This is a genomic window from Hyphococcus luteus (genome assembly GCF_002943565.1).
GTDB classification, from domain to species: domain Bacteria; phylum Pseudomonadota; class Alphaproteobacteria; order Caulobacterales; family Parvularculaceae; genus Hyphococcus; species Hyphococcus luteus.
This window is the reverse complement of record NZ_PJCH01000005.1, coordinates 1142049-1165832: the sequence shown is the minus strand read 5'-3', so window position 1 is coordinate 1165832 and position 23784 is coordinate 1142049. Positions and strand designations below refer to the sequence as shown.

Below are 23784 nucleotides of genomic sequence, written 5' to 3'. Positions count from 1 at the left end.
CATCTCACCGCCCAACCCACTGTTTTTATGCGGATTTTACCGTGCCGCGTGCTTTCAAGCGGGCGCTTTGTCATGAGCGACCGCGACAATGACATGCGCATCCGGCCCGGCCGCATCCGCAACAAGGGGACAAACGTCCGCAAGGCGCAAAGCTTCGTCGGCCAGGTCATGGGCGCGGCCCGCAAGGCCGGACACACCGGATACAAGCTGGGCGGTTCGAAGGGACGCGGGCGCGGATCGCAATTCGGCCGGGGCCGCTTCGCCGGCGCAGCGCGCGGACTGTCACGCACCCAGCGGCGCGTCGTCATCAAGGCGCGCGTCGTCCGTCATCGTGGCGCACGTTTCCGTTCCGCCCCGCTCGCCAAACACATCGCCTATCTCAAGCGTGAGGGTGTGACCCGCGACGGGCGTGATGCGGGCATGTTCAACGCCGAAGCGGACAGCGTCGATGATCGCGCCTTCGCCGAACGCTGCGAAGAGGACCGGCATCATTTCCGCTTCATCGTCTCGCCTGAAGACGCCGACCGCCTCGAAGACCTGCGCGCCTACACACGCGACCTGTTGAGCCAGGCTGAGCGCGATCTCGGCACGAAGCTTGACTGGATCGGCGTCGATCATTGGAACACCGACAATCCGCACATCCATGTTCTCGTGCGGGGCCGAGCCGATGACGGCAAGGACCTCGTCATCGCCCGCGACTATATCAGCCGAGGGTTCCGCAGCCGCGCCGAGCAATTGGTCGAACTGCAGCTCGGGCCGCGCACCGAGCAGGAGATCGCATCCGGGCTTCAGGCGGAGGTGAAAGCCGAACGCTGGACGGGTCTTGACCGCGCGCTCCAGGGGCTCGCCGATGACGGCGCCGGGGTTGCTGATCTGCGTCCCGGCTCGCCGGAGCCGCGCGATCCAGAACTACGCAAATTGCTGATCGGCCGCGCGCAGACGCTCGAACGGCTCGGCCTCGCCGACAAGCTCGCCCCCGCCGTGTGGTCGCTGAAGCCCGGCGCCCAACAGACGTTGCGCGAACTTTCCATCCGGGGCGACATCATCAAGACCATGCATCGCGCCATGGCGGGCGGACCTGATCGCGCGCAAGCGGACTTCGCCATTGAAGACACGCCTCACGCCCCGGTGCTGGGAAGACTCGTCGAACGTGGCCTCCATGACGAGCTGAGCGGTGAAGCCTATGCCGTGATCGACGCGGTGGACGGCCGCGTCCATCATCTGCGCTTCAACGATCTCGACGCCACGGGCGACACGCCCGAAGGCGGCATTGTCGAAACGCGGGCCTGGCGCTCGAACGATGGCGGCCGTCAGCGTTTGGCCCTCGTCGGCCGCTCCGACCTCAATCTCGAAACCCAGATCGGCGCGGATGGCGCGACCTGGCTCGACCGGCTGCAACTCGCCCGGACCAAAGCGCCGCTCAGCAAGGGCGGCTTCGGCGCTGAAGTTAGCGAAGCGCTCGACCGGCGCGCCGATCATCTTGTCGCAGAAGGGCTCGCGACCAGAAATGGTCGGCGCGTCACCTTCGCCCGCAATCTCCTGAAGACGTTGCGCGACCGAGACCTCGACACGGCGGCGGCGGCTATCGAAGCCGAGACCGGCTTGCCTCGCCGCAAGCCTGCCGATGGTGACCGCATCTCCGGCACCTATCGCCGGCGGCTCGATCTCGCCTCGGGTCGCTTCGCCATCGTCGATGACGGTCTCGGCTTCGAACTCGTCCCGTGGAAGCCCCAGCTCGAACGTCACCTCAGCCAAACCGTAACGGGAACGATGACGCCCGGTGGCGGGATCGACTGGAGCCTTGGCCGCAAGCGTGGGCTCGGCATCTGAGCATTGCCCCGGAAGGAAAAAACATGCCGATCAAGACGCAGACAACACAGGCCACCAAGATCCTCTGGGGCCAGATCATCATTGTCTCGCTCGTTGTGGTCGGTTTCATCTGGGCCGCGACACAGTGGACCGCATGGCGGCTCGGCTTCCAGCCTCAGCTCGGCGCGCCGGCGACGGACATTCTCGGATGGCCGATCTATCCGCCCTGGAGCTTCTTCGTCTGGTGGTATTTCTACGACGCCTATGCGCCGCGTGTGTTCGTCGAAGGCGCGATCATTGCCGGCAGCGGCGGGATCGCCGCGATCGGTGTCGCGATTTTCCTCTCTGTCCTCCGGGCTCGCGAGGCGCGCGACGTGACGACCTATGGTTCAGCTCGATGGGCGGAGCGGAAGGACGTTGAGTCCTCCGGACTGCTCGCTGCGGACGGCGTCGTGCTTGGCCGCTTCGAAAATCACTACCTCCGGCACGACGGGCCGGAGCATGTGCTCTGCTTCGCCCCAACCCGCAGCGGTAAGGGCGTCGGCCTCGTCGTGCCGAGTCTCCTGACCTGGCCGGGCTCGGCCATCGTCCATGATATCAAGGGCGAGAACTGGCAGCTCACGGCCGGATGGCGGGCGCGGTTCACCCGCACCATCCTGTTCGATCCGACCGACACGAAGAGCGCGGCTTACAATCCACTGCTCGAAGTCCGGCGCGGCGACAGCGAAGTGCGAGACGTCCAGAACGTCGCCGACATCCTTGTCGATCCCGAAGGCCTGCTCGAACGCCGGAACCATTGGGAGACGACCAGCCATTCTCTGCTCGTCGGCGCGATCCTGCATGTGCTCTACGCCGAGGCCGACAAAACGCTCGCCGGCGTCGCCGCCTTCCTCTCTGATCCGGGCCGGCCGATCGAGGCGACGCTCGCGGCGATGATGCGCACACCGCATCTGGGCGACCGGCCGCACCCCGTCGTGGCGCAGGCGGCGCGCGAGCTCCTGAACAAGTCGGAGAACGAACGCTCTGGCGTCCTGTCCACGGCGATGAGTTTTCTGGGCCTCTATCGCGATCCCGTCGTCGCCAGGGTCACGAGCCGCTGCGACTGGCGGATCAAGGATCTGGTCTCAGGCGCGCGGCCGACCACGCTCTATCTCGTCGTGCCGCCCTCCGACATCAGCCGCACCAAGCCGCTCGTCCGGCTCGTGCTCAACCAGATCGGGCGCAGGCTGACAGAAGAGTTGAACGCCAACCGCAAGCGCCATCGCCTGTTGCTCATGCTCGACGAGTTTCCGGCGCTCGGGCGTCTCGATTTCTTCGAGAGCCAGCTCGCCTTCATGGCGGGCTATGGTCTGAAAGCCTTCCTGATCGCGCAATCCCTCAATCAGATCGAGAAGGCTTACGGCCAGAACAACGCCATCCTCGACAACTGTCATGTCCGGGTGAGCTTCGCGACGAATGACGAACGCACTGCCAAGCGCGTGTCCGACGCGCTCGGCACTGCGACCGAGATGCGGGCGATGAAGAACTATGCCGGACACAGATTGTCACCCTGGCTCGGCCATCTCATGGTCTCCCGGCAGGAGACCGCGCGGCCCCTAATGACGCCCGGCGAGATCATGCAATTGCCGCCGGATGATGAAATCGTACTCGTCTCCGGCGCACCGCCGATCCGGGGAAAGAAGGCGCGCTACTATGCCGATCCGCAGCTCAAGACACGCATCCTCTCAGCGCCCGACCTGATTGCTGAAGCAACACCACCGAACCCAACGACGACGGACGATTGGAGCGGCCGAGCGCCCATCGCGGCGCCCAAACCCCGGAAGAAGAAGTCCGGCGAAGCAGGCGAAGACGCCGATGGGGGAATTCGCCGCGAGCCTGAATTGCCCGAGCATGAAGATATCGCGCCGGAACCGGCACAGTCGGCACGTGAGGAGTTCGCGAGCCTCGATGACGAGCCGGATGACGACGCGCAGCGCGCTCGCCAGATGCAGGGCCGATTCCGCAGCATCGCCCGGCAGGCCTCGCTTGATCCCGATGACGGCATCGATCTTTGAGGTTCACCATGAAGAAAGATCGGCTCAATGTGTATTTCGATCCGTCGCTATCACCGGAACTCGACGCGTTGGCGGCGCGGCACAAGATATCCAAGTCCCAGATCGTCGAGGCGGCGCTGGCCTCCTATCTCTCGCCGGACGCTGCCGATCAGCGCGAGGCCGCTATTACTCGACGTCTCGATAGGCTGACCCGCGGCGTCGAAAGGCTCGAACGCGACGTGACCATCGGCAACGAAGCGATAGCATTGTTCGTCCGGTTCTGGCTCACGACGACGCCACCACTGCCAGATACGATGCGCGATGCCGCGCAGGCGAAAGGCCGCGAGCGGTATGAAGGCTTTGTGGAGACGCTTGGAAGGCGGTTGGCGAAGGGGAGCTCATTTGCCAAAGAAGTGTCGCAAGATTTCAAACCGAAAGAGTAAACCTCCAGCCTGTTTCCCAGGTATTTTAGGCTGAACTGTCCCGGCCGATTTTCGCTTTTCCCTGCCGTTGCGCGCCGTAGTACTACTACGCCGTAAATACTGTTGCCGATGAGCCTTTAACGGTCTTCTTGATCGACCCCGTACTCAAACGCGGGGCCGCCAATGTCCGTCCAAACATTCAAAGCCGAAGCGCTCGCCCGTGGCGCTCGCATGCTCAGAACCGCTCTGGGGACCGACGTCGCCGCATGGCTCGAAGACCCTGCGGTTGTCGAGGTCATGCTCAATCCCGACGGGCGGCTTTGGGTCGACCGGCTGAGCGAAGGTCTCGCCGACACGTGCGAAAAGCTTTCCGCCGCTGACGGCGAGCGCATCGTCCGTTTGGTCGCGCACCATGTCGGCGCGGAGGTTCATGCGGGATCCCCGCGCGTGTCCGCAGAGCTGCCGGGAACGGGGGAGCGGTTCGAGGGATTGCTGCCGCCTGTCGCCGCCGCGCCGGTCTTCGCGATCCGCAAGCCCGCCGTCGCGGTCTTCACGCTCGAAGACTATTCTGCCGCCGGGATCATGCCGGAAACAGCGGCAACGACATTGCGCGAAGCCATTGCGTCGCGCGCCAATATCCTCGTCGCCGGCGGCACCTCGACCGGTAAGACTACGCTCACCAATGCCCTGCTGGCGGAAGTCGCCAAATCCTCCGACCGCGTCGTTCTGATCGAGGACACACGCGAACTCCAATGCTTGACGCCGAACCTTGTCGCTCTGCGGACCAAGGATGGCGTGGCGTCACTCTCCGATCTCGTTCGTTCCTCGCTGCGCCTGCGACCTGACCGCATTCCCATCGGCGAGGTGCGCGGCGCTGAGGCGCTCGATCTCCTCAAAGCCTGGGGCACCGGCCATCCCGGCGGGATCGGCACCATCCATGCCGGTTCAGCGCTCGGCGCGCTGCGCCGCCTCGAACAACTCATCCAGGAAGCCGTCGTCACCGTGCCCCGCGCGATGATCGCCGAGACGATCGACCTGATCGCCGTTCTGTCGGGACGCGGATCAGCGCGTCGGCTTTCCGAGCTCGCTCGCGTGGAAAGACTCGATGCGACCGGGGACTACCAGATCCAACCACTTCTTCACCCCCGCACAGGAGACCATCCATGACCAAAACCACCATCCTCTATCCGCGCTGGCCATTCTACGCGATGGCCCTCGCATTTAGCCTTCTGCTCGTCGCGCCCGCCCACGCGGCCGGCTCGGGTATGCCCTGGGAGGCGCCGCTCCAGTCGATCCTGGAATCCATCGAAGGGCCGGTCGCCAAGATCGTCGCGGTGATCATCATCATCGTTACGGGACTGACCCTCGCCTTCGGCGACACCTCTGGCGGCTTTCGCCGCCTCGTGCAAATCGTCTTCGGCCTCTCCATCGCCTTCGCGGCGTCGAGCTTCTTCCTGTCCTTCTTCTCGTTCGGCGGTGGAGCGCTGATCTGATGCGGGACGAGGCCGACATTCCGGGCTTTTACGCGCCCGTACACCGCGCCTTGGTCGAACCGATCCTGCTGGGCGGCGCGCCCCGCACAGTCGCCATCGCCAACGGCACGCTCGCAGCGGCCGTCGGACTCGGGCTCAGGCTTTGGGCAGTCGGGATCGCGCTCTGGCTTGTCGGCCATCTCCTCGCGGTCTGGGCCGCAAAACGCGACGCCCAGATCGTCGATGTCGCGCGCCGGCACCTTCGTTTCCCAACCTGGTTCGGAGTCTGAGCGATGATGCGCCTCGCTGAATACCGCTCCAAATCCTCGCTCCTCGCCGACTTCCTGCCGTGGGCGGCGCTCGTCGCGCCCGGCGTCGTCCTCAACAAGGACGGCAGTCTGCAACGCACAGCACGGTTTCGGGGGCCTGACCTCGACTCCGCGACACCGTCGGAACTCGTCGCCGTGTCCGGCCGGCTCAACAACGCACTCCGCCGACTCGGATCGGGCTGGGCGATATTCGTCGAGGCGCAACGCCTGCCGGCGCGCGACTATCCTCTCTCGCGTTTTCCCGATCCCGTGTCCGCGCTCGTCGATGCGGAGCGGCGGGCTCAGTTCGAGGAGGCGTCGAGTCATTTCGAAAGCAGCTATTTCCTGACCTTCGTCTGGATGCCCCCGGCGGACGACGCCAGCCGCGCCGGTCGGTGGCTCTACGAGGACGCACCCGACAAGGGCCTCAACCCGCAGGAGCACATCGCGAGCTTTGCGGCGCGGACGGATCGTCTGCTCGATCTCTTCGACGGCTTCATGCCGGAAACGGCCTGGCTCTCCGACGAGGAAACGCTGACCTATCTGCATTCCACAATCTCGACACGCCGACAGCGCGTGCGCGTGCCAGAAACGCCGATGCACCTCGACGCGCTCCTGGCCGATAGCGCGCTTGTCGGCGGATTGGCGCCGAGTTTGGGCGGGGCGCATCTGCGCAGCCTCTCCATCATCGGATTCCCCACTGCCACCTGGCCAGGACTGCTGGATGAGCTCAACAGCCAACCCTTCGAATATCGCTGGGTCACGCGCGCTATCTGCCTCGACAAGACCGACGCCACCAAGCTGCTGACGCGCATTCGTCGGCAATGGTTCGCCAAGCGCAAATCCATAGCCGCGATTCTGAAAGAGGTGATGACCAATGAGGCGTCGACGCTGCTCGATAGCGACGCGGCGAACAAGGCCGCCGACGCCGATGAGGCATTGCAGGAACTCGGCGCCGACATGGCGGGCGCCGCCTACATCACCGCTACGCTGACCGTCTGGGATGAGGACGAAGCCGTCGCGGACGCCAAGCTAAAGGCGGCCGAAAAGGTCATTCAGGGTCGTGACTTCACCTGCATGCCCGAGACTTTGAACGCCATCGAGGCCTGGCTTGGCTCGTTGCCTGGCCATCTCTACGCCAATGTCCGTCAACCGCCGGTCTCCACGCTCAATCTCGTCCACATGATCCCGATCTCGGCGGTCTGGGCAGGACCGGCGCGCAACGATCATCTGAACGGTCCGCCGCTCTTTTATGCGGAGACAGAAGGCTCGACCCCGTTCCGCTTCTCACCCCATGTCGGCGATGTCGGACACACGCTGGTCGTCGGTCCGACCGGCTCGGGCAAATCCGTGTTGCTGGCGTTGATGGCGCTGCAATTTCGTCGCTACGAGCGCAGCCAGGTCTTCGCCTTTGACTTCGGCGGCTCGATCCGCTGTGCGACCGTCGCCTGTGGCGGCGACTGGCAGGATCTCGCCGGCGCGCTCTCGGATGACGAAGCCGCCGTCCAGCTTCAGCCGCTGCGCAACATCGTTGATGTCGGCGAACGCGCGTGGGCGCAGGACTGGTTGTCCGGCCTGATCGCGCGCGAAGGCGTAACCATCGATCCGGTCGCGCGGGATCATCTTTGGTCGGCGCTGACCTCGCTCGCCTCGGCGCCCGTCGCAGAACGAACGCTCACGGGGCTATCCGTCCTGTTGCAGTCGACCGAACTCAAACAGGCGCTGGCGCCATTCTGTCTTGGCGGCCCCTTCGGGCGTTTGCTCGACGCCGAAACAGAAGAACTCGGAACAGCCGACTTCCAGGCCTTCGAGACAGAAGGACTGATCGGATCGGCGGCAGCGCCCGCCGTGCTCGCCTATCTGTTCCATCGGATTGAGGATCGCCTCGACGGACGCCCCAGCCTCATCATCGTCGATGAAGGCTGGCTCGCGCTCGATGACGGGACGTTTGGCGGCCAGCTCCGCGAATGGCTGAAGACTCTAAGGAAGAAGAACGCGTCCGTCCTCTTCGCCACGCAGTCGCTCGCCGACATTGACAATTCCACAATCGCGCCGGCCATCATCGAGAGCTGCCCGACGCGGATTTTCCTGCCGAACGAGCGCGCCTTCGAGCCGCAGATCGCCGGCATCTATCGTCGCTTCGGCCTCAATGAACGCCAGATCGAGATCGTCGCGCGGGCCATGCCGAAGCGCGATTATTACTGCCAGTCGCGGCGCGGCAATCGACTCTTCTCGCTCGATCTCGGCGAGGTCGCGCTCGCCTTCACCGCCGCATCGTCGGAGACCGATCACGCCGCCATCACCGATATCCTCGCCGAACACGGACGAGACGGTTTCGCCGCAGCCTGGCTCGCCCGTCGCGGTCTCGATTGGGCCGTCGAACTGCTCGGCCAAGCACCTGATCCGATCCCATCCCCTCAAACCACGGAGACGACTCATGCGTAAGAAACTCGCCGCCCTCATGCTGACCGGAGCCATCGCTTTAGCGCCGATGCAACCGGCCTATGCGCTGTTCGGCGTCGGCGACGTCGTCATCGATCCGACCAACCTCGCGCAGAATATTCTGACCGCCGCGCGCACCCTCGAAATGATCAACAATCAGATCACGCAGCTTCAGAACGAAGCGCAGATGTTGATCAACCAGGGACGCAACCTCGCAAACCTGCCGCACTCATCGCTGGCGCGTCTGCGGTCGATCATGCAGCAGACGGAAGATCTGTTGGGCGAAGCGCAACGCGTTGGATACGTCGTCTCCGAAATCGAACGCGTCTTCACAGAACAATATGGAGACGCCGCAGCAACGGGCGATTTCGCCGCCATGAACGCCAATGCCGAGGCGCGCTGGCGGACCTCGGTTGCTGGCTATGAAGACGCATTGAAGGTCCAGGCCGGCGTCGTCGGCAACATTGAAGCGACGCGCACGGAACTGAGCACTCTCGTCTCGCAAAGCCAGGGTGCGGTCGGCGCCTTGCAGGCAGCGCAGGCCGGCAATCAACTTCTCGCATTGCAAAGCCAACAGATGACGGACCTTACCGCCGCCATCGCCGCGCAGAACCGCGCGGACGCGCTGGACGCGGCTCGGCGAGCCTCCGCTGAAGCGCAGGGGCGCGAAAACCTCAATCGCTTCCTCGACTACGGGTCCGGCTACACGCCAACCGCCGTCACCATGTTCCGGTAAGTTCCGTGCGCAGATCTCCCGACCAAATCATCAGGCTCGTCGCTATCTCCCTGGGCGGGCTCGCTGCGCTCTTCGCCGCGGTTGAACTGGCGAACACGGTCACTTCGGAAACGCCATCGGTTCCGCCCGTGACCGACGAACCGTTGCAGGCTGAGCTTTCTCGCTGCCGGACGCTGACGCCGGAAGAGCTGGAAACCGACACGACGTGCCGCGCCGCCTGGGCAGAGCAGCGCCGCCGATTTCTCGGGCTTCCCGGCGACGATCCCGAGAAGGAGTAGGATATGGGCGGCGTTGGCGTCATTGACCGGTTCCTGCAGGTCTTCACCTCCTACATCGACAGCGGCTTCGGCCTGCTCGGCGGCGACGTCGCCTTCCTGGCAACGACCCTGATCGTCATCGACGTGACGCTCGCTGCGCTCTTCTGGGCCTGGGGCGCCGACGACGACATTCTCGCCCGGCTCATCAAGAAAACGCTCTTCGTCGGCGTCTTCGCCTACATCATCGGCAACTGGAACGCGCTCGCCCGCATCGTTTTCGAAAGCTTCGCCGGGCTCGGCCTCATCGCTTCGGGCGGCAGCCTCAGCCCCGGCGAACTGCTTCAGCCCGGCCGCATCGCCGAGATCGGCCTTGAGGCGGGCCGTCCAATTCTCACATCGATTTCCGATCTGATGGGCTTTGTCTCTTTCTTCGAGAATTTCCTCCAGATCATCATTCTGTTGTTCGCCTGGCTGGTCGTTCTCCTGTCCTTCTTCATCCTTGCGATTCAGCTCTTCGTCACGCTGATCGAGTTCAAGCTCGCCACGCTGGCCGGCTTCATCCTCGTGCCCTTCGGCCTCTTCAACAAAACCGCCTTCATGGCCGAGCGGGTGCTCGGGCTGGTGATCTCGTCCGGCGTCAAGGTGCTGGTGCTCGCCGTGATCGTCGGCATCGGCTCGACCATCTTTGGCGAGTTCACCGCTGGGTTCACGGGCGAGCCGACCATAGAAGACGCCATGGCCATCGTTCTGGCCGCGCTTTCAATGCTGGCGCTCGGCATCTTCGGTCCGGGCATCGCCAACGGCATCGTCTCGGGCGGACCGCAACTAGGCGCAGGCGCTGCGGTTGGCGCAGGCCTCGCCGCCGGCGGGCTCGCTGTCGGCGGGGTCGCCGGCGCCCGGATGGCCGTGGGAGCGGCCGGCGCAGGAGCGCGCGGCGCGGCGGCAGTCGCTGGCGGCGCCTCGACCGCCTACAGCATGGGAAACGCCGCTGCTGGCGGCGGCGCTTCCGGTGTCGCCGCCGGTCTCGCCAGCGTCGGAAAAGCCGGCGTCGGCGCGGCAACGAACCCGCTTCGCCGTTCCATGAGCGAAAGCTACCGCTCCGGCTCAAGCGCCGCCTTCGAAGCGACCGGCGGCAGGTTCAGCAACAGCCCCGACGTCTCGCCCTCAGCTAGTGACGGACCGCCAGCCTGGGCGCGCCGCATGAAACAACAACAAACCCTTCACCACGGCGCCGCCGTCGCCGCTCATGCCGTTCGCTCCGGCGACCATGGCGGCGGCGGGACCGCTGTCAGCCTTTCGGAGAAATCATGATGTTCCGTCGCCCGAGCGTTCGCTATTCCAAGACCCCCGAGCCCATCACGCCCTATCAGAAAGCCGCGCAGGTCTGGGACGAGCGCATCGGGTCCGCCCGCGTGCAGGCCAGGAACTGGCGGCTGATGGCGTTCGGGTCGTTGCTGCTCTCAGGCGGCCTCAGCGCCGCTCTGGTCTGGCAGTCCACACAAGGGACGATCACGCCCTATGTTGTCGAGGTTGACAGGCTCGGCGCGGCGCAAGCCGTGGCGCCCGCCACCGCGGACTTCCGTCCAACCGATCCGCAGATCGCTTATCACCTCTCGCGTTTCATTGAGAATGTGCGCCAGATTCCCGCCGATCCGATCGTGCTGCGCCAGAACTGGCTGCACGCTTACGACTTCACGACCGACAAGGGCGCGCTGACGCTCAACGACTACGCCCGGGTGAACGATCCCTTCGCCAAGGTCGGCGACACGCAGATCTCGGTCGAAGTCTCCAGCGTTATCCGCGCCTCCGAGAGCAGCTTCCGCATCGCCTGGATCGAGCGCCGCTACGCCAACGGACAACTCGCCGCGACGGAACGCTGGACCGCCATTCTCACCATCGTTCTGCAACAGCCGCGCGATGCCGAGCGCCTGCGCAAAAACCCGCTCGGTATCTTCGTCAACGCCATCAACTGGTCCCGGGAGTCCGCCCAATGATAAAAACACTTCGCCTGAACAGTGCCTCCATGACGGTGCTTCTCGCCGCGACCGCGCTCTCGGGATGCTCGACATTCAAGCCGCCTGAGATCGCTTACGACACCCCTCCGATCGAAGCGACGCTTCTTCCTGAACCGGAGCGTCCGGTACGGATCGTCGAGCGCACCAGTCCCTTGCCGCTGCCCGGTCAACTCAAGCCGATCAATGGGGGAGACCGGGCGCCGGAATCTGCCGATCCCGCCGAACGGGTGAACGAAGCGAACGCCGCTGCCCGGATGGAGCCGGTACGCGACGGCTTCATCAACGCCGTACAACTCTATCCCTATAACGAGGGTGCGCTCTATCAGGTTTACGCATCGCCGGGGCAGATCACCGATATCGCCCTGCAGCCCGGAGAGAGCCTAGTTGGCTCCGGGTCGATCGCGGCCGGCGACACGGCGCGCTGGATCATCGGTGACACCCAGAGCGGTGCAGGCGACAGCCAGCGGATCCACATCCTGGTCAAACCGACGCGACCGGATCTTCAGACCAACCTCGTCATCAATACGGATCGGCGGACCTATCATCTCGAACTGAGAGCGAACCCGTCCGCCTACATGGCGTCCGTCTCCTGGACCTATGCCGAAGACGCCTTGATCGCGCTCAGGCGGCGCAACGCCGAGGCGGAAGCAGCCTTCCCGATCGGACGCGACGTGGCGCTCGACTCCTTGAGCTTCCGCTACCGGATCGAGGGCGACCGCGCGCCCTGGCGGCCGCTTCGCGCCTTCGACGATGGGCGGCAGGTCTTCATCGAGTTCCCGCGCGGGATCGGTCAGGGGGAAATGCCGCCGCTCTTCGTCATCGGACCGGAAGGCGAAGGCCAGCTCGTCAACTACCGTATCGCCCGCAACTACATGATCGTCGATCGGCTTTTCGCCGCCGCCGAACTGCGTCTCGGTGACAGGCAGAAACGTGTGCGGATCGTCCGTACCGACGGGGTGAGCCGCAACGCCCCTACCGCGTCACGTCCTCGCGCCGTGGGGCCGCGCAAATGAGCGAGGATAGAGAACCCCGTGAGGACAAAAGGATCGCCGCCTCCTTGCGGCTGCGCGCCGATCCGCCAAGGGTCATGCGTCTCTCACGTCGCACGCTGACGGTTCTTGGCGCGGCCAGCGGACTCGGTCTCGGCGCCATCCTGATTGTGGCTCTGCAAGATCGCAAACCGGCCGATGGACCGACGGAGCTCTATTCGACCGAGCGCATCCAGGCAGCCGAAGGTCTGTCGCGCCTTCCGACCGACTATACACGCATACCTCGACTTGGACCGCCACTGCCCGGTGAGCTCGGGCGGCCGATCCTGTCAGCTCAACAACGCGGTCAGCCTGTGCCGGCGGTCGTCACTGCGCCTGCCGTCGATCCTGACGAACAGCGCCGGTTGCAAGAATTGGAGGCCGCCCGGCTCAGTCGCCTTTTCGCCGAAGCCAAGACCTCCACCAGCGGACCCCAGCAAAATTCGACCGCAGTTTCTCCGACACCATCCGGCGCCGGATCATTCTTTCCCGCGAGTGCAACCGGCGTCACGCCAGACGCCACGGACAGACAGGAAGCCTTCCTCGACGAACCCGTTGAGCGCCGAACGACCGCCGCGGATCGACTCGTCGACCCTCCAAGCCCTTATGTCGTGCAAGCCGGAGCGGTCGTTCCGGCGGCCCTCGTGACCGGCCTGCGATCCGATCTTCCCGGCCAGATCACCGCGCAGGTGACGTCCAATGTCTATGACAGCCCGACCGGACGGTTCCTGCTGATCCCCCAAGGGGCGCGCCTCATCGGTGAATACGACAGCCGCGTCGCTTTCGGGCAAAGCCGCGTGCTGCTGGCCTGGACACGGTTGATCCTGCCCAATGGGCGCTCCATCGTTCTCGAACGCCAGCCCGGCGCCGACGAAGCGGGCTATGCCGGGCTGGAAGACGGCGTCAACAACCACTGGGGTCGGCTATTCATGGCGGCTGGGCTCGCCACCGTCCTGAACATCGGTGTGGAACTGGGCGCCGATGACGACGACGACATCGCCCGTGCCATTCGTGAGGGAACCCAGGACACAATCGGGCGCGCCGGGGACGAGATCGTCCGCCGTCAGATTTCCATCCCGCCGACCTTGACGATTCGCCCCGGTTTTCCGGTCCGCGTCATGGTCACGCGCGACCTCATCCTCGAACCCTATCGGAATTGATCCATGAGCAAACTAAAACTGGGCGCTATCCCAGACAACAAACCTGTCAAGCTGAGCATTGAATTGCCAGCAGACGTGCATCGCGATCTTGTCGCCTATGCTGATGTGCTGGCCTGCGAGACTGGGCAGAAGAACGAAGCCGGAAAGCTTATCGCGCCTATGTTGGCGCGGTTCATGGCCACGGATCGCGGTTTTGCGAAACTTCGGAAAGAGAGGAGGCAGCCCCCTTCGCATGAACCCGCGCCAAACTCAAAAAACGCCTGAGCGCCGGATTGTCATTCTCGGGTCGCCAAACCAAGGAGAACGGTATGCGCTCGTCTGCCTCACCAATCCGAACAAATGTCACATTCGGATATGAGACTCCGCGCCAATGATCGGCGATGAGGCTGATACCGAGCCCAAGTCCAACTAAGGTCATGATTCCTTCGTGTCCGAGCCGGTGCCATTGCAAACTGACGGGTTTGCCAAGATCGGATATTCGGCGGTGGATGTAGTCGTGGATGTCCTGACCGGCCTCGCGTTTGCTGACGAGATAAGTTTCGTCTTCGACATCGGTCCAGGTAAGCTGCGTCTTCACGGCCAAATGCGAATTGGACGGCACAGCAAGATAAGTTCTTTCCTCGTCGAGGACCATCGTGTCACCGATTGCTAGAGAATTGGTCCCTGTGGCGATGAAGACGTCGATCTCACGATGATTCAGCAAGCTGAGAAGTTCGCCGCGCTCTGCCTCAGTAAAGCTCAGGTGGACGTCCGGGTGACCAAGCAAAAACTCTTCGATGACGCATCGAAGAGTTCCTCTTGATAACGAGGCGATTAGTCCGATCCGCAACTCTCCGGTTTTGGCTTCCCCCACACTGCGCGCCATGTCCCATGCTGCACTCAGGTCATTCAAGATGCCACGCGCTCGTCCCACAAATACACGTCCCGCAAGGGTCAGCCTCGCTCCACTCCGACGCCGTTCGAACAGCGAAACCCCAATCCTGTCCTCCACTCGAGCCACCCGACGGGAAATAGCAGGTTGACCAATGCCAAGTCGAAGGGCCGACTTGCGGAAGCTGCCTGTTTCCGCGACGGTCTCAATCGCTTTGAGGTCCAAAACAGAGAGGCATTGCATTCGAGTTCTCAGGTCCTAGAAATTTCGGCGGCGCTTGCTCCTAATCTCGATCACCACGGAAGGCCGCAGGAACAATTCGGGTATCTCGCAACCTCGAAAAAGAGACTATGGCTTAACTTGGGACTCCAACCCGGCAGTTGCGCGATGCCTACCTTCATTCGTCCGCATGAGCGAAGATAGGTATGAGTTCCGCCGAAGTAGAAATGCGCGCAGCAGAGATGGATAGTCCTCGCCAACGGCCTTCTCAACGCTATCTCTGCTACAGAGCGCTTGCCTCCAACGGTCGATCTTGGGAAGGTCGGTTAGGATGCCGAAGGCGCCAATCTCTTCGAACACGTTGAAATACCGGAAGACCGGGCCGAATACGACATCGACGAGACTGAACCTGTCGCCGGCAAAGTAAGGTCCTGCTTCAAGTTCTGCTTCCACCCGTCTGAACTTCTCATGCAGAACCGCAATTTTCGCGTCGAATACTCCCTCGTCGGATGCCGAATAGAAGCCCGCGATGTCGTTGAGGACGGCTGAGCCGAACTCCATCCAAGCCCTGTGGCGTGCCCGTTCGAGGGCGTCATGGGGATGGAGCGGATTGGGTTGTGTCTCTTCTAGATATTCGAGGATCACCGCAGATTCGAAGATCGGGACCTCGCCCTTCAGTAGCACCGGCGTCTTGCCCAAAGGCGACACTGCGAGGAACCAGTCAGGCTTGTTCGCGAGGTCAATGTAAGTCCGCTCAAACCTGACCTTTTTCTCCGCAAGCGAGATCGCCGCGCGCTGAACGTATGGGCAAAGCGTGTGACTGATCAAATGCAGGCTCATGGTGTCTCTCCCCAGACGTACAGCAGTTCCTCACCCTCGATCCTTGTTGGCGGTAACATTAGGTGGGTACCCGCTCCCGCCGGCGCCGGGCCGTCGAGCCTTTGTCCATTGGTCGTGTCGAACCGCGCGCCTTGCCACGGGCAGACGAACGCTCCATCCTTGCACTCCAGCGGTCCCCCGAGGTGAAGGCACGCGTTTGCTGATGCGCAGATCCGGACATCCACGCGCCAGACCTGGACCTCCCGGCCAAAGTCCGGGAAGACCCGCGCCCTCTCCTTCCGGCGGCACGTCGCCGGTCTTGCAGAAGGGAATTTCATGATTCAACCGTTCCTTTCCCGGTGTGTCCAATCCAGTTAGGCGTGACAGAGGGACTGAGCGCGAACCGGCCGTCACCCAGAAGCCCTTGCGCAACGGCGAGCAAAGTCAGGTAGGCCGGATACTCCCAGCCACCGTTCTCGTACCCAAACATCCAGCCATTGCCGAAATGAGCCCATGTCGCCCCTGCGAGAATGGGCACGGTCGCTAGCGCGACCCACCGCGTCTGTACACCGAGGACCAGAAGGACGCCGGCAACCGCCTCTGTGGCGAAAATTACGTAAGCGAGCCAGCCGGGCAGCCCAATTGAAACGAAGAATTGGGCTGTGCCGGCCAGTGTGAAGATGAAGAGCTTCAGGAGCAGGCTGTGGGCTAGGAACATGATCCCGAGCGCCACGCGGAGCAGGAAAGCGCCGGTCTGGTTGAGTTGGTGCTGTGACATGGACACACTCCGTTGATAGATGCAATTGCATTCACTTTAAGCATGATCACCGCGCGCCGTCAAGGTTGATGCAATTGCATCGATATGGCATGATTAGTTTATGAGTGAACCTAATAGAGCGACCCAAGCTGCCTGGGCGGCTTTGATATCAACCAGCCGCAAGCTGCTGGAAGCGGTTGAGGCTGCCCTCAAATCGGCCGGACATCCGCCGCTTTCATGGTATGATGCATTACTTGAACTTGAGAAGGCAGGCCCAGAAGGCCTGCGCCCGTTTGAACTCAAGAACCGACTTCTGCTGCCTCAATACGGCACGTCGAGACTGTTGGACCGCATGGTGAAGGCAGGATTGGTGGAGCGGCAGGATTGTGAGGGCGACGGCCGCGGGCAGATCGTCGTTATATCAGAACAGGGGCGATCCATCCGGCGGGCTATGTGGCCCATCTATGCCCGGGTCCTATCCGACGCAATCGGATCGAAGTTGACAACTAAAGAAGCAATGAAGCTTACGAGGTTACTGTCGGCGCTATAGCTGCGGCATTCGGCTTCGTTGGATCGTCCGGAAGTCAACGTCATTTCGAAAGCCGCATTCACGGCTTCCCTTGATCCTACACACGTTCGAACTGGGAAATGTCCCCTAGAATGATTGGCAATCCAACCATTGGCGTTAGAAACCTCCTCGCCAACGTTCGGTCACATTGCGGCGAGCCGTTTCGTAGTTAGCCCCGATAGAAAACTAAGTCTTTGCAATTCGACGGAAAATGGCGCACCCGACAGGATTCGAACCTGTGGCCTTCGCCTTCGGAGGGCGACGCTCTATCCAGCTGAGCTACGGGTGCATACCGTTCGCGAGATGCTTACGCCATGCTTACGCGAGATTTTCATCGGGCTAAAGAGCGAACCCGACATTCTCTCAAACCGTTGTTTAGTCACTTCTTTCTTCCAACACCACCAGCAATCGCCACACTTGACATCCGCCTTCGGAGGGCAGCGCTCTATCCAGCTGAGCTACGGGACCCGCTCAAGGTTCCGGGGTTTACGCGATTGGGCTCTCCCGGGCAAGCAGGAGAAGGGCGAGCGCCTCCGAATCCGCTCAAAAAATCCGCGCCCGCAAGGCCCTGGCCGCCGGGTTTCGCGGGGCCCGAATTCCGCCCTCTTGATGCGGCAGGATGAAGGCGCCAGATAGGCCAAGCGCCGATTTTCCGGGGCGGCCTCCCGCGCTCATCACCGGCGCGGTCATCACCAGCGAAGCCATGAAAGGCCCGCCGTCATGAAGTTTTTTATCGCCGCCGCAACCGCCCTGACCATGGGCCTCGGCCCGCTTGCCGGGGCCGCCGGAGAGACGCCGGAAACGAAGGAAAACATCCTCGAAGTCGAGACCGCGGCGCCGGCCATGTGGCGGGTCCGCGACGCCGATTCCGATTACATCCTGTTCGGCACCTTCCACATTCTGCCGCCCGGCCTCGACTGGCGCCGGGAGGCGCTCAACGAAGCCTTCGCCGAGGCGGATGTGGTTTATTTCGAAGTCGAAGCCGACACACGCGACGCCGAAGCCAAGACCCTCAACACCATCATGACGCAAGGCTTCAACAAGGCCGGCGTGACGCTTTCCGGCATGCTTGAAAAGAAGGACGCGCAAAAACTGCGCGAAATCGCCAGCGAAGTGAACCTGCCTTTCGCCGCCATCGACACCATGCGCCCGTGGAACGCTTTTTTGAGTTTAAGCGTGCAGTTCATCATCGATCAGGGTTTCGACCCGAGCCACGGCGCCGACAGCGTTTTGACGAAGGAAGCCAAGGCCGCCGGTAAGGAGGTGCGGTTTTTCGAAACCATCGAGGAACAGCTCGCGCTTTTTACGACGCTCGATCCCGAAACCGAAAAGAACCTTCTCATTCTCACCATCCGCGACTGGGATAAACAGGCCGCCGCCTTTGACGATCTGTTCCGCGCCTGGGCGCAAGCCGATGTCGATCTTATCGACACGGACATGAATGAAGACATGCGCGAGAAAGCGCCGGCGGTTTACGAAAGGCTGATCGCCGAGCGCAACCGCAACTGGGCGGAGCAGCTCGACGCGGTCCTCAAAGCCGAGAGCGGCAAGGGCTTTGTGGCCGTCGGCGCCGGCCATCTCGTCGGCGGCAAAGACTCGGTGCCGGCGCTGCTGAAAGAGATGGGGTATGAGGTGACGCGCTATGGCGCTGAAGCGGCGAACGACAACTAAAAGTCGCGCGCCGCCAACCCCGCTCATCCCCGCCAGACGAGAAAGAGCGTATGATTTTTTACCTATCTATATAATGCGATGTGGAAATGTTTAAATTGAATCCGATTACGAAGATATTTTTGAGCGTTCTATTTCTTACCGTCAGCGTATCAACTTTTTTATTATTGCTTGATTCATATATTTTTCCCGGCATAGCTGACCCATTAAAAGATATCCCCCCGCAGCTATTTGGATTTATATTTTTTGGTACATGCATTGTTGCACTCGCTTATTATGAATACGAGCGAAAAAACAGCGATGATTGATAAAACCCTGCACGCTTCAAGACTTGTCTATCTTGAGTTGCCGGGAGAGCAGTGATTTGTCCGCTGAGAGCTGAAAAACTGGCGCTTAAACGTCGAGCGCGGCGGAAAGCGCGTTGTCCTGAATGAACTCCCGGCGCGGCTCGACGATGTCGCCCATGAGACGCGAGAAGATGCTGTCGGCGTCGTCGGCTTCCTTGATCTTCACCTGCAAGAGGACGCGCGCATTTTCATCGAGCGTCGTCTCCCAGAGCTGGTCCGGGTTCATCTCGCCAAGACCTTTGTAGCGCTGCACGGCGACGCCCTTTTCGCCGGCGGTCCAGGCCGCGCGCAACAGGCTGTTCGGGCCCGTGACGGTCGCGCGCTGGTCCTTGCGCATCCACTTCGCGGGCTTGCCAAAAACGTCGGCGAGCTCTTCCATGCCGGCCTGCACCTTTTTGGCGTCCGCCGACATCAAAAGATCGCGGGGCAGCGGATGGGTCTCTTTGACGCCGCGCAATTCGCGCTCGAACACATACCCGCCCTCGCCGTCCGGCCGGCCTTCCCAGCCGCGCTCGAACTCCTCGGCGACCATGTCGAGGCGCGCCGCCACCTTGTCGGCGAGCGCTTGCGCCGCCTCGCCGTCCGGCGCTTCGGAAAGGGCGCGGGCGAGCGCCGCCTGCACGATGATGTCGCGATTAAAGCGCAAGGGGAATTCGTCGATGGCGTTGCGCACCTTGCGGGCTTTCGCCACCAGCTCGGCGAGATCCGGCCCGGCGACAGTCTCGCCATTGTCGAGCGCCAGCGAGGCCTCGGTGATGCCTTCCGCATAAAGATGATCGGCCAGCGCCTTTTCGTCGAGCAGATATTGCTCGGACTTGCCGCGCGAGACCTTGAAGAGCGGCGGCTGGGCGATATAGAGATGGCCGCGCCGGATGATCTCCGGCATCTGCCGGAAAAAGAAGGTCAACAAAAGCGTCCTGATATGCGCGCCGTCGACATCGGCGTCGGTCATGATGACGATCTTGTGGTAGCGCAGCTTGTCCGGATTGAAATCGTCGCGGCCGATGCCGGTGCCGAGCGCGGTGATGAGCGTGCCGATCTCCTGGCTCGAGAGCATCTTGTCGAAGCGCGCGCGCTCTACGTTCAAGATCTTGCCGCGCAGGGGCAGAACCGCCTGGTTTTCGCGGCTGCGCGCCTGTTTGGCGGAGCCGCCGGCCGAGTCGCCCTCGACGATGAAAAGCTCGGAATGGGCCGGATCGCGCTCCTGACAGTCCGCGAGCTTGCCCGGCAGCGAGGCGACGTCGAGCGCCGATTTGCGCCGTGTCAGTTCGCGCGCCTTGCGCGCGGCTTCGCGCGCCGCGGCGGCTTCGGCGATTTTGTGAACGACGCGCTTCGCCTGGCCCGGGTTCTCCTCGAACCATTCGCCGAGCTTTTCCGCGACCGCGCTTTCAACGATGGGCCTCACTTCCGAGGAAACCAGCTTGTCTTTCGTCTGCGAGGAGAATTTCGGATCGGGCACTTTGACGGAGAGGACGCAGGTCAGCCCCTCACGCGCATCGTCGCCCGTCACCGTCACCTTTTCCCTTTTGGCGACGCCGGAGCTTTGCACATAGCCGTTGATAATGCGGGTCAGCGCCGCGCGAAAGCCCGCCATATGCGTGCCGCCGTCGCGTTGGGGAATGTTGTTGGTGAAGCACAGGACTTTCTCGTGGTAGCTTTCGTTCCACCACATGGAGACGTCGACCGTGACCCCTTCCTTTTCGAGCGTGAAGGAGATCGGTTTTTCGATCAGCGGCGCCTTGGCGTCGTCGAGATAGCGCACGAACGCCTCGAGCCCGCCCTCATAATGCATCTCCTCGACGCGCTTTTCCACATGACGGTCGTCGATGAGCCGGATCGAAACGCCGGAATTCAGGAACGCGAGCTCGCGCAGGCGGTGTTCGAGCGTGTCGAAATCGAATTCCGTCCCGGTGAAAATTTCATCCGACGGCAGAAAGGTGACTTCCGTGCCGGTTTTGATGGCGTCGCCGACGATCTCGAGATCGCCTTCGGGCTCGCCCATCTTGAAGCGCATGAAGTGTTCTTTGCCGTTGCGGCGGATCCTGAGTTCAAGCCATTCCGAGAGGGCGTTGACGACGGAAACGCCGACGCCGTGAAGCCCGCCGGAGACCTTGTAGGAATTCTGGTCGAACTTCCCGCCCGCATGGAGCTGGGTCATGATCACCTGCGCGGCGGAAACGCCCTCGCCTTCATGAATGTCCGTGGGGACGCCGCGGCCGTTGTCAGTCACCGTAACGGAGCCGTTCTCGTTGAGGATCACCTCGACGGTGTCGCAATAGCCGGCGAGCGCTTCGTCGATGGCGTTGTCGACGACTTCATAGACCATGTGATGCAGGCCCGACCCGTCATCGGTGTCGCCGATATACATGCCCGGGCGCTTGCGCACCGCATCGAGGCCTTTCAAGACCTTGATGGATCCGGCGCCGTAATCGTCGCCGCCGCCTGCGGATTGAGGTTCGTCTGAGGGTGTGGTCGCGGCGTTTTCCGCCATGGTCGTTTCTTTCTTTATGACGTCAATTGGGTTTCATGAACCGCGCCGCCCGACACGTCGAAATGCTGGGCGCGCGGGCCCCAGGCCTCGAACAGGGACTTGTCCGTTCCCGTCATGAAGGCCTGGAAGCCGAGATCGTCGAGGATCGAGAACAGCGCGGCGCGCCGTCCTTCGTCGAGATGGGCGGCGATTTCATCGAGCAGCAGGATGAGCGGCGCATTCGGGTCAGAGAGGCTGAGCGCGCGGGCGTTGGCGAGAACAAGGCCGATCAGCAGCGCCTTCTGCTCGCCGGTGGAGCACAATTTCGCCGGCCGGCCTTTCTCGCGATGGGTCACGAGAAGATCGCTGCGATGCGGTCCGGAAAGCGCGCGCCCCGCTTCCGCGTCGCGGCGGCGCCCGGCGCGCAAGCCTTCAGCGAAGTCCGCCTCGACCGTCTCGCGCGCCGCAGCGGCGAGCGCGGTTTCAAGCGCGCCGTCGAGCGCGATATCCGCGCACGGGAAAACGCTTTCTTCGGATGCAACTTCCGCCGCGGCAAGACGCGAGACCATGGCCCGGCGCGCCGCGGCGATGGCGACGCCCGCCTCGGCCATCTGTTTTTCAACCGCCCCAAGCCAGCCCTCGTCGCGCCCGCCCTCTTCGAGAAGGCGCTGGCGCTGGCGCATGGCCTGTTCATAGCCGGTGGAGCGTTTGCCATGAGCGGGATCGTGGGCGAGCGTCATGCGGTCGAGAAAACGCCGGCGCTCGCCGGCGCCCTCCATGAACAAACGGTCCTGCGCCGGGGTCAGCCACATAAAGCGCAAATGTTCGGCGAGCGCGCCCGGCCCCGACGCGTCCGCGTCATCGATGCGGCAGATGCGCCGCGATGGGTTGGCCGCCGCCGCGCCGACGCCGAAGCGGCGTTCGTCTTCGCCGTCATCGACCCGCGCCGACACGGCCCAGCCGCCGGCGCCGCCGATGCGCGGCAATTCATCGAGCTTGGCGCCGCGCACGCCGCGGCCCGGACCGAGCAAGGAGATCGCTTCGAGGATGTTGGTCTTGCCTGCGCCGTTGGCGCCGGAAATCGCCGCCGGCCGGCCGTCGAAACCGATCTCGGCGCGGGGGTAGGAGCGAAAGTCGGTGACCGTGAGCCGCGTGATGCGCGCGCGCCTCGCCGCCCCCGCATCCTCCTGCGTTTCAGTCTCCCACTGTGTGACCGCCGCTTCGCTCAACATCAAACCCTTAGCGGCATGAGGACGTAAAGCGCGTTCTCATCCTCTTCATCGAGAATGACCGTGGGCGAGGACGGATCGGCGAGCCGGAAGGTCGCGGTTTCGCCGTCGACCTGCTGTGCGACATCGAGGAGATAACGCGCATTAAAACCGATCTCCAAAGCATCGCCGCCATAATCGACGGACAACTCTTCAAGCGCCGAGCCCGCTTCCGGATTGTTGACGGTGAGGCGCAGACGATCCGCTTCCAGCGCCAGTTTCACCGAACGCGTGCGGTCCGCCGAGACGGTGGAGACGCGATCGACGGCCTGCGAGAAATCTTTGGTTTCGACGCGCAGGACGTTCGGATTGTTTTTCGGAATGACGCGTTCGTAATCGGGGAACGAGCCGTCGATGAGTTTCGACGTCATGTAGCCGGCGCCGAAGCCGAAGCGGATTTTCGCCGGCGACACGGAAATCTCGACATTTTCCTCCGCGTCTTCCAGCAAACGGCCAAGCTCGGCGATCGCCTTGCGCGGCACGATCACGCCGGGCATCGACGCCGCGCCGTCCGGCAAGGGCGCGTCAATGCGCGCCAGCCGGTGGCCGTCCGTCGCCGCCGCGCGCAGGGCCGGCGCGTCGCCGTCCGTATGCGCGTGCAAATAAACGCCGTTCAGATAATAGCGCGTTTCCTCCTGCGACATCGCAAAACGCGCCTTGCCGAGAAGGCGGCGCAGATCGGCGGTCGGCATGGAGAATTTGGTTTCCAGATCGTCGGTCGTCAGCGACGGGAAATCGTCGTCCGGCAGAACCGCAAGCGCGAATTGCGAACGGCCCGACGAGACCTGCAGCCGGCCTTCCTCCGCCGACAGTTCAAGACGCACCTGCGCGCCGTCGGGCAGGCGCTTGACGATTTCGAAAAGCGTCAGCGCCGACACCGTGGTCGCGCCCTTTTCGGCGACATCGGCCGGCGCCTCTTCGGAGATTTCGATGTCGAGGTCGGTCGCCGTCAGGGTCAGCGCGCCGCCGTCGGCCTGCAAAAGCACATTGGAGAGGATCGGGATCGTATTGCGCCGCTCGACAACGCTCTGCACATGCCCCAGCGCTTTCGATAGGGCTGACCGTTCAATCGTGACTTTCATATGCGGAATGCTCTCTCGAAATGGTCTTTGGCG

Annotated in this window: 23 protein-coding genes and 1 tRNA gene; 16 read left to right on the top strand and 8 right to left on the bottom strand. The window is 62.9% G+C overall.

The window, feature by feature from the left end; genetic code table 11:
- Positions 1-72: 72 nt before the first annotated feature.
- The 14 genes from CW354_RS10555 (at position 73) to CW354_RS10490 (ending at position 13946) form a co-directional block, all read left to right on the top strand.
- A complete protein-coding gene (locus tag CW354_RS10555; RefSeq protein WP_104829943.1) occupies positions 73-1830 on the top strand; it encodes a relaxase/mobilization nuclease domain-containing protein in 1758 nt (585 codons plus the stop codon).
- Between the two features lie 23 nt (positions 1831-1853).
- Positions 1854-3863, top strand: coding sequence for a conjugal transfer protein TraG (locus CW354_RS10550; RefSeq protein WP_104829942.1), 2010 nt, complete (start codon positions 1854-1856; stop codon positions 3861-3863).
- An 8-nt stretch (positions 3864-3871) separates the two neighbouring features.
- Complete coding sequence (locus CW354_RS10545) at positions 3872-4285, top strand: ribbon-helix-helix domain-containing protein (RefSeq protein WP_104829941.1); 414 nt, start codon at positions 3872-3874, stop codon at positions 4283-4285.
- Between the two features lie 162 nt (positions 4286-4447).
- Complete coding sequence (trbB, locus tag CW354_RS10540) at positions 4448-5431, top strand: P-type conjugative transfer ATPase TrbB (RefSeq protein WP_104829940.1); 984 nt, start codon at positions 4448-4450, stop codon at positions 5429-5431.
- 41 nt (positions 5432-5472) lie between these two features.
- Positions 5473-5757 (top strand): TrbC/VirB2 family type IV secretion system protein, encoded by a 285-nt coding sequence (locus tag CW354_RS10535; protein ID WP_243396351.1) that lies wholly within the window; start codon positions 5473-5475, stop codon positions 5755-5757.
- Positions 5757-6026, top strand: coding sequence for a VirB3 family type IV secretion system protein (locus CW354_RS10530; protein WP_104829938.1), 270 nt, complete (start codon positions 5757-5759; stop codon positions 6024-6026). Before CW354_RS10535 ends, CW354_RS10530 begins: the two co-directional genes overlap by 1 nt.
- A gap of 3 nt (positions 6027-6029) precedes the next feature.
- Positions 6030-8489, top strand: coding sequence for a conjugal transfer protein TrbE (gene trbE / locus CW354_RS10525; RefSeq protein ID WP_104829937.1), 2460 nt, complete (start codon positions 6030-6032; stop codon positions 8487-8489).
- Entirely contained in the window at positions 8482-9222 is a 741-nt protein-coding gene (gene trbJ / locus CW354_RS10520) for a P-type conjugative transfer protein TrbJ (RefSeq protein WP_104829936.1), read from the top strand. Before trbE ends, trbJ begins: the two co-directional genes overlap by 8 nt.
- Positions 9223-9227: 5 nt before the next feature.
- Positions 9228-9500 (top strand): putative entry exclusion protein TrbK-alt, encoded by a 273-nt coding sequence (gene trbK-alt, locus CW354_RS10515; RefSeq protein ID WP_104829935.1) that lies wholly within the window; start codon positions 9228-9230, stop codon positions 9498-9500.
- Positions 9501-9503: 3 nt separating this feature from the next.
- Positions 9504-10790 (top strand): P-type conjugative transfer protein TrbL, encoded by a 1287-nt coding sequence (gene trbL, locus CW354_RS10510; RefSeq protein ID WP_104829934.1) that lies wholly within the window; start codon positions 9504-9506, stop codon positions 10788-10790.
- The gene (trbF, locus tag CW354_RS10505) at positions 10790-11473 is read left to right on the top strand and encodes a conjugal transfer protein TrbF (RefSeq protein WP_104829933.1); all 684 of its coding nucleotides are present in this window, start codon (positions 10790-10792) and stop codon (positions 11471-11473) included. Before trbL ends, trbF begins: the two co-directional genes overlap by 1 nt.
- Complete coding sequence (gene trbG, locus CW354_RS10500; protein WP_104829932.1) at positions 11470-12507, top strand: P-type conjugative transfer protein TrbG; 1038 nt, start codon at positions 11470-11472, stop codon at positions 12505-12507. The genes trbF and trbG overlap by 4 nt, the downstream gene beginning before the upstream one ends.
- Positions 12504-13682, top strand: a complete 1179-nt coding sequence (locus tag CW354_RS10495; RefSeq protein WP_034761999.1) for a TraB/TrbI/VirB10 family type IV secretion system protein — start codon at positions 12504-12506, stop codon at positions 13680-13682. Before trbG ends, CW354_RS10495 begins: the two co-directional genes overlap by 4 nt.
- A 3-nt stretch (positions 13683-13685) precedes the next feature.
- The gene (locus tag CW354_RS10490) at positions 13686-13946 is read left to right on the top strand and encodes a DUF2274 domain-containing protein (RefSeq protein ID WP_081812931.1); all 261 of its coding nucleotides are present in this window, start codon (positions 13686-13688) and stop codon (positions 13944-13946) included.
- On the opposite strand, the gene CW354_RS10485 is transcribed toward CW354_RS10490, so the two are convergent.
- The 4 genes from CW354_RS10485 to CW354_RS10470 form a co-directional block, all read right to left on the bottom strand.
- Positions 13855-14778, bottom strand: coding sequence for a LysR family transcriptional regulator (locus CW354_RS10485; protein WP_165793638.1), 924 nt, complete (start codon positions 14776-14778; stop codon positions 13855-13857). The genes CW354_RS10490 and CW354_RS10485 overlap by 92 nt on opposite strands.
- 123 nt (positions 14779-14901) lie before the next feature.
- Complete coding sequence (locus tag CW354_RS10480; RefSeq protein ID WP_104829930.1) at positions 14902-15612, bottom strand: glutathione S-transferase family protein; 711 nt, start codon at positions 15610-15612, stop codon at positions 14902-14904.
- A complete protein-coding gene (locus CW354_RS24045) occupies positions 15609-15929 on the bottom strand; it encodes a Rieske (2Fe-2S) protein (RefSeq protein ID WP_197020211.1) in 321 nt (106 codons plus the stop codon). Before CW354_RS24045 ends, CW354_RS10480 begins: the two co-directional genes overlap by 4 nt.
- Complete coding sequence (locus tag CW354_RS10470) at positions 15926-16369, bottom strand: DoxX family protein (protein ID WP_051599566.1); 444 nt, start codon at positions 16367-16369, stop codon at positions 15926-15928. Before CW354_RS10470 ends, CW354_RS24045 begins: the two co-directional genes overlap by 4 nt.
- Before the next feature lie 100 nt (positions 16370-16469).
- Between CW354_RS10470 and CW354_RS10465 the strand changes: the two genes are divergently transcribed.
- Positions 16470-16898: a MarR family winged helix-turn-helix transcriptional regulator gene (locus CW354_RS10465; protein ID WP_104829929.1), complete on the top strand. Its 429-nt coding sequence runs from the start codon at positions 16470-16472 to the stop codon at positions 16896-16898.
- A 230-nt stretch (positions 16899-17128) separates the two neighbouring features.
- Here CW354_RS10465 and CW354_RS10460 read toward each other — a convergent pair.
- Positions 17129-17205, bottom strand: a tRNA-Arg gene (locus CW354_RS10460).
- Between the two features lie 431 nt (positions 17206-17636).
- On the opposite strand from CW354_RS10460, the gene CW354_RS10455 reads away from it, so the two are divergent.
- Positions 17637-18587 carry a TraB/GumN family protein gene (locus CW354_RS10455; protein WP_104829928.1) on the top strand — a complete coding sequence of 317 codons (951 nt, stop codon included), beginning with the start codon at positions 17637-17639 and terminating at the stop codon, positions 18585-18587.
- Between the two features lie 390 nt (positions 18588-18977).
- Here the strand turns inward: CW354_RS10455 and gyrB are convergent, their stop codons facing one another.
- From gyrB to dnaN, 3 genes are read right to left on the bottom strand one after another with little or no spacing between them, the layout of a single operon-like run.
- Positions 18978-21422 carry a DNA topoisomerase (ATP-hydrolyzing) subunit B gene (gene gyrB, locus CW354_RS10450; RefSeq protein ID WP_104829927.1) on the bottom strand — a complete coding sequence of 815 codons (2445 nt, stop codon included), beginning with the start codon at positions 21420-21422 and terminating at the stop codon, positions 18978-18980.
- A gap of 14 nt (positions 21423-21436) precedes the next feature.
- The gene (gene recF, locus CW354_RS10445) at positions 21437-22633 is read right to left on the bottom strand and encodes a DNA replication/repair protein RecF (protein ID WP_104829926.1); all 1197 of its coding nucleotides are present in this window, start codon (positions 22631-22633) and stop codon (positions 21437-21439) included.
- Positions 22633-23751, bottom strand: a complete 1119-nt coding sequence (dnaN, locus tag CW354_RS10440) for a DNA polymerase III subunit beta (protein WP_104829925.1) — start codon at positions 23749-23751, stop codon at positions 22633-22635. The genes recF and dnaN overlap by 1 nt, the downstream gene beginning before the upstream one ends.
- Between the last annotated feature and the right edge of the window lie 33 nt (positions 23752-23784).

Excerpts from the sequence above, each read along its gene's own strand:
- CW354_RS10555 (WP_104829943.1), top strand. The coding sequence starts at position 73 with ATGAGCGACCGCGACAATGACATGCGCATCCGGCCCGGCCGCATCCGC.
- CW354_RS10550 (WP_104829942.1), top strand. The coding sequence starts at position 1,854 with ATGCCGATCAAGACGCAGACAACACAGGCCACCAAGATCCTCTGGGGC.
- CW354_RS10545 (WP_104829941.1), top strand. The coding sequence starts at position 3,872 with ATGAAGAAAGATCGGCTCAATGTGTATTTCGATCCGTCGCTATCACCG.
- trbB (WP_104829940.1), top strand. The coding sequence starts at position 4,448 with ATGTCCGTCCAAACATTCAAAGCCGAAGCGCTCGCCCGTGGCGCTCGC.
- CW354_RS10535 (WP_243396351.1), top strand. The coding sequence starts at position 5,473 with ATGGCCCTCGCATTTAGCCTTCTGCTCGTCGCGCCCGCCCACGCGGCC.
- CW354_RS10530 (WP_104829938.1), top strand. The coding sequence starts at position 5,757 with ATGCGGGACGAGGCCGACATTCCGGGCTTTTACGCGCCCGTACACCGC.
- trbE (WP_104829937.1), top strand. The coding sequence starts at position 6,030 with ATGATGCGCCTCGCTGAATACCGCTCCAAATCCTCGCTCCTCGCCGAC.
- trbJ (WP_104829936.1), top strand. The coding sequence starts at position 8,482 with ATGCGTAAGAAACTCGCCGCCCTCATGCTGACCGGAGCCATCGCTTTA.
- trbL (WP_104829934.1), top strand. The coding sequence starts at position 9,504 with ATGGGCGGCGTTGGCGTCATTGACCGGTTCCTGCAGGTCTTCACCTCC.
- trbF (WP_104829933.1), top strand. The coding sequence starts at position 10,790 with ATGTTCCGTCGCCCGAGCGTTCGCTATTCCAAGACCCCCGAGCCCATC.
- trbG (WP_104829932.1), top strand. The coding sequence starts at position 11,470 with ATGATAAAAACACTTCGCCTGAACAGTGCCTCCATGACGGTGCTTCTC.
- CW354_RS10495 (WP_034761999.1), top strand. The coding sequence starts at position 12,504 with ATGAGCGAGGATAGAGAACCCCGTGAGGACAAAAGGATCGCCGCCTCC.
- CW354_RS10490 (WP_081812931.1), top strand. The coding sequence starts at position 13,686 with ATGAGCAAACTAAAACTGGGCGCTATCCCAGACAACAAACCTGTCAAG.
- CW354_RS10480 (WP_104829930.1), bottom strand. The coding sequence starts at position 15,612 with ATGAGCCTGCATTTGATCAGTCACACGCTTTGCCCATACGTTCAGCGC.
- CW354_RS24045 (WP_197020211.1), bottom strand. The coding sequence starts at position 15,929 with ATGAAATTCCCTTCTGCAAGACCGGCGACGTGCCGCCGGAAGGAGAGG.
- CW354_RS10470 (WP_051599566.1), bottom strand. The coding sequence starts at position 16,369 with ATGTCACAGCACCAACTCAACCAGACCGGCGCTTTCCTGCTCCGCGTG.
- CW354_RS10465 (WP_104829929.1), top strand. The coding sequence starts at position 16,470 with ATGAGTGAACCTAATAGAGCGACCCAAGCTGCCTGGGCGGCTTTGATA.
- CW354_RS10455 (WP_104829928.1), top strand. The coding sequence starts at position 17,637 with ATGAAGTTTTTTATCGCCGCCGCAACCGCCCTGACCATGGGCCTCGGC.
- gyrB (WP_104829927.1), bottom strand. The coding sequence starts at position 21,422 with ATGGCGGAAAACGCCGCGACCACACCCTCAGACGAACCTCAATCCGCA.
- recF (WP_104829926.1), bottom strand. The coding sequence starts at position 22,633 with ATGTTGAGCGAAGCGGCGGTCACACAGTGGGAGACTGAAACGCAGGAG.
- dnaN (WP_104829925.1), bottom strand. The coding sequence starts at position 23,751 with ATGAAAGTCACGATTGAACGGTCAGCCCTATCGAAAGCGCTGGGGCAT.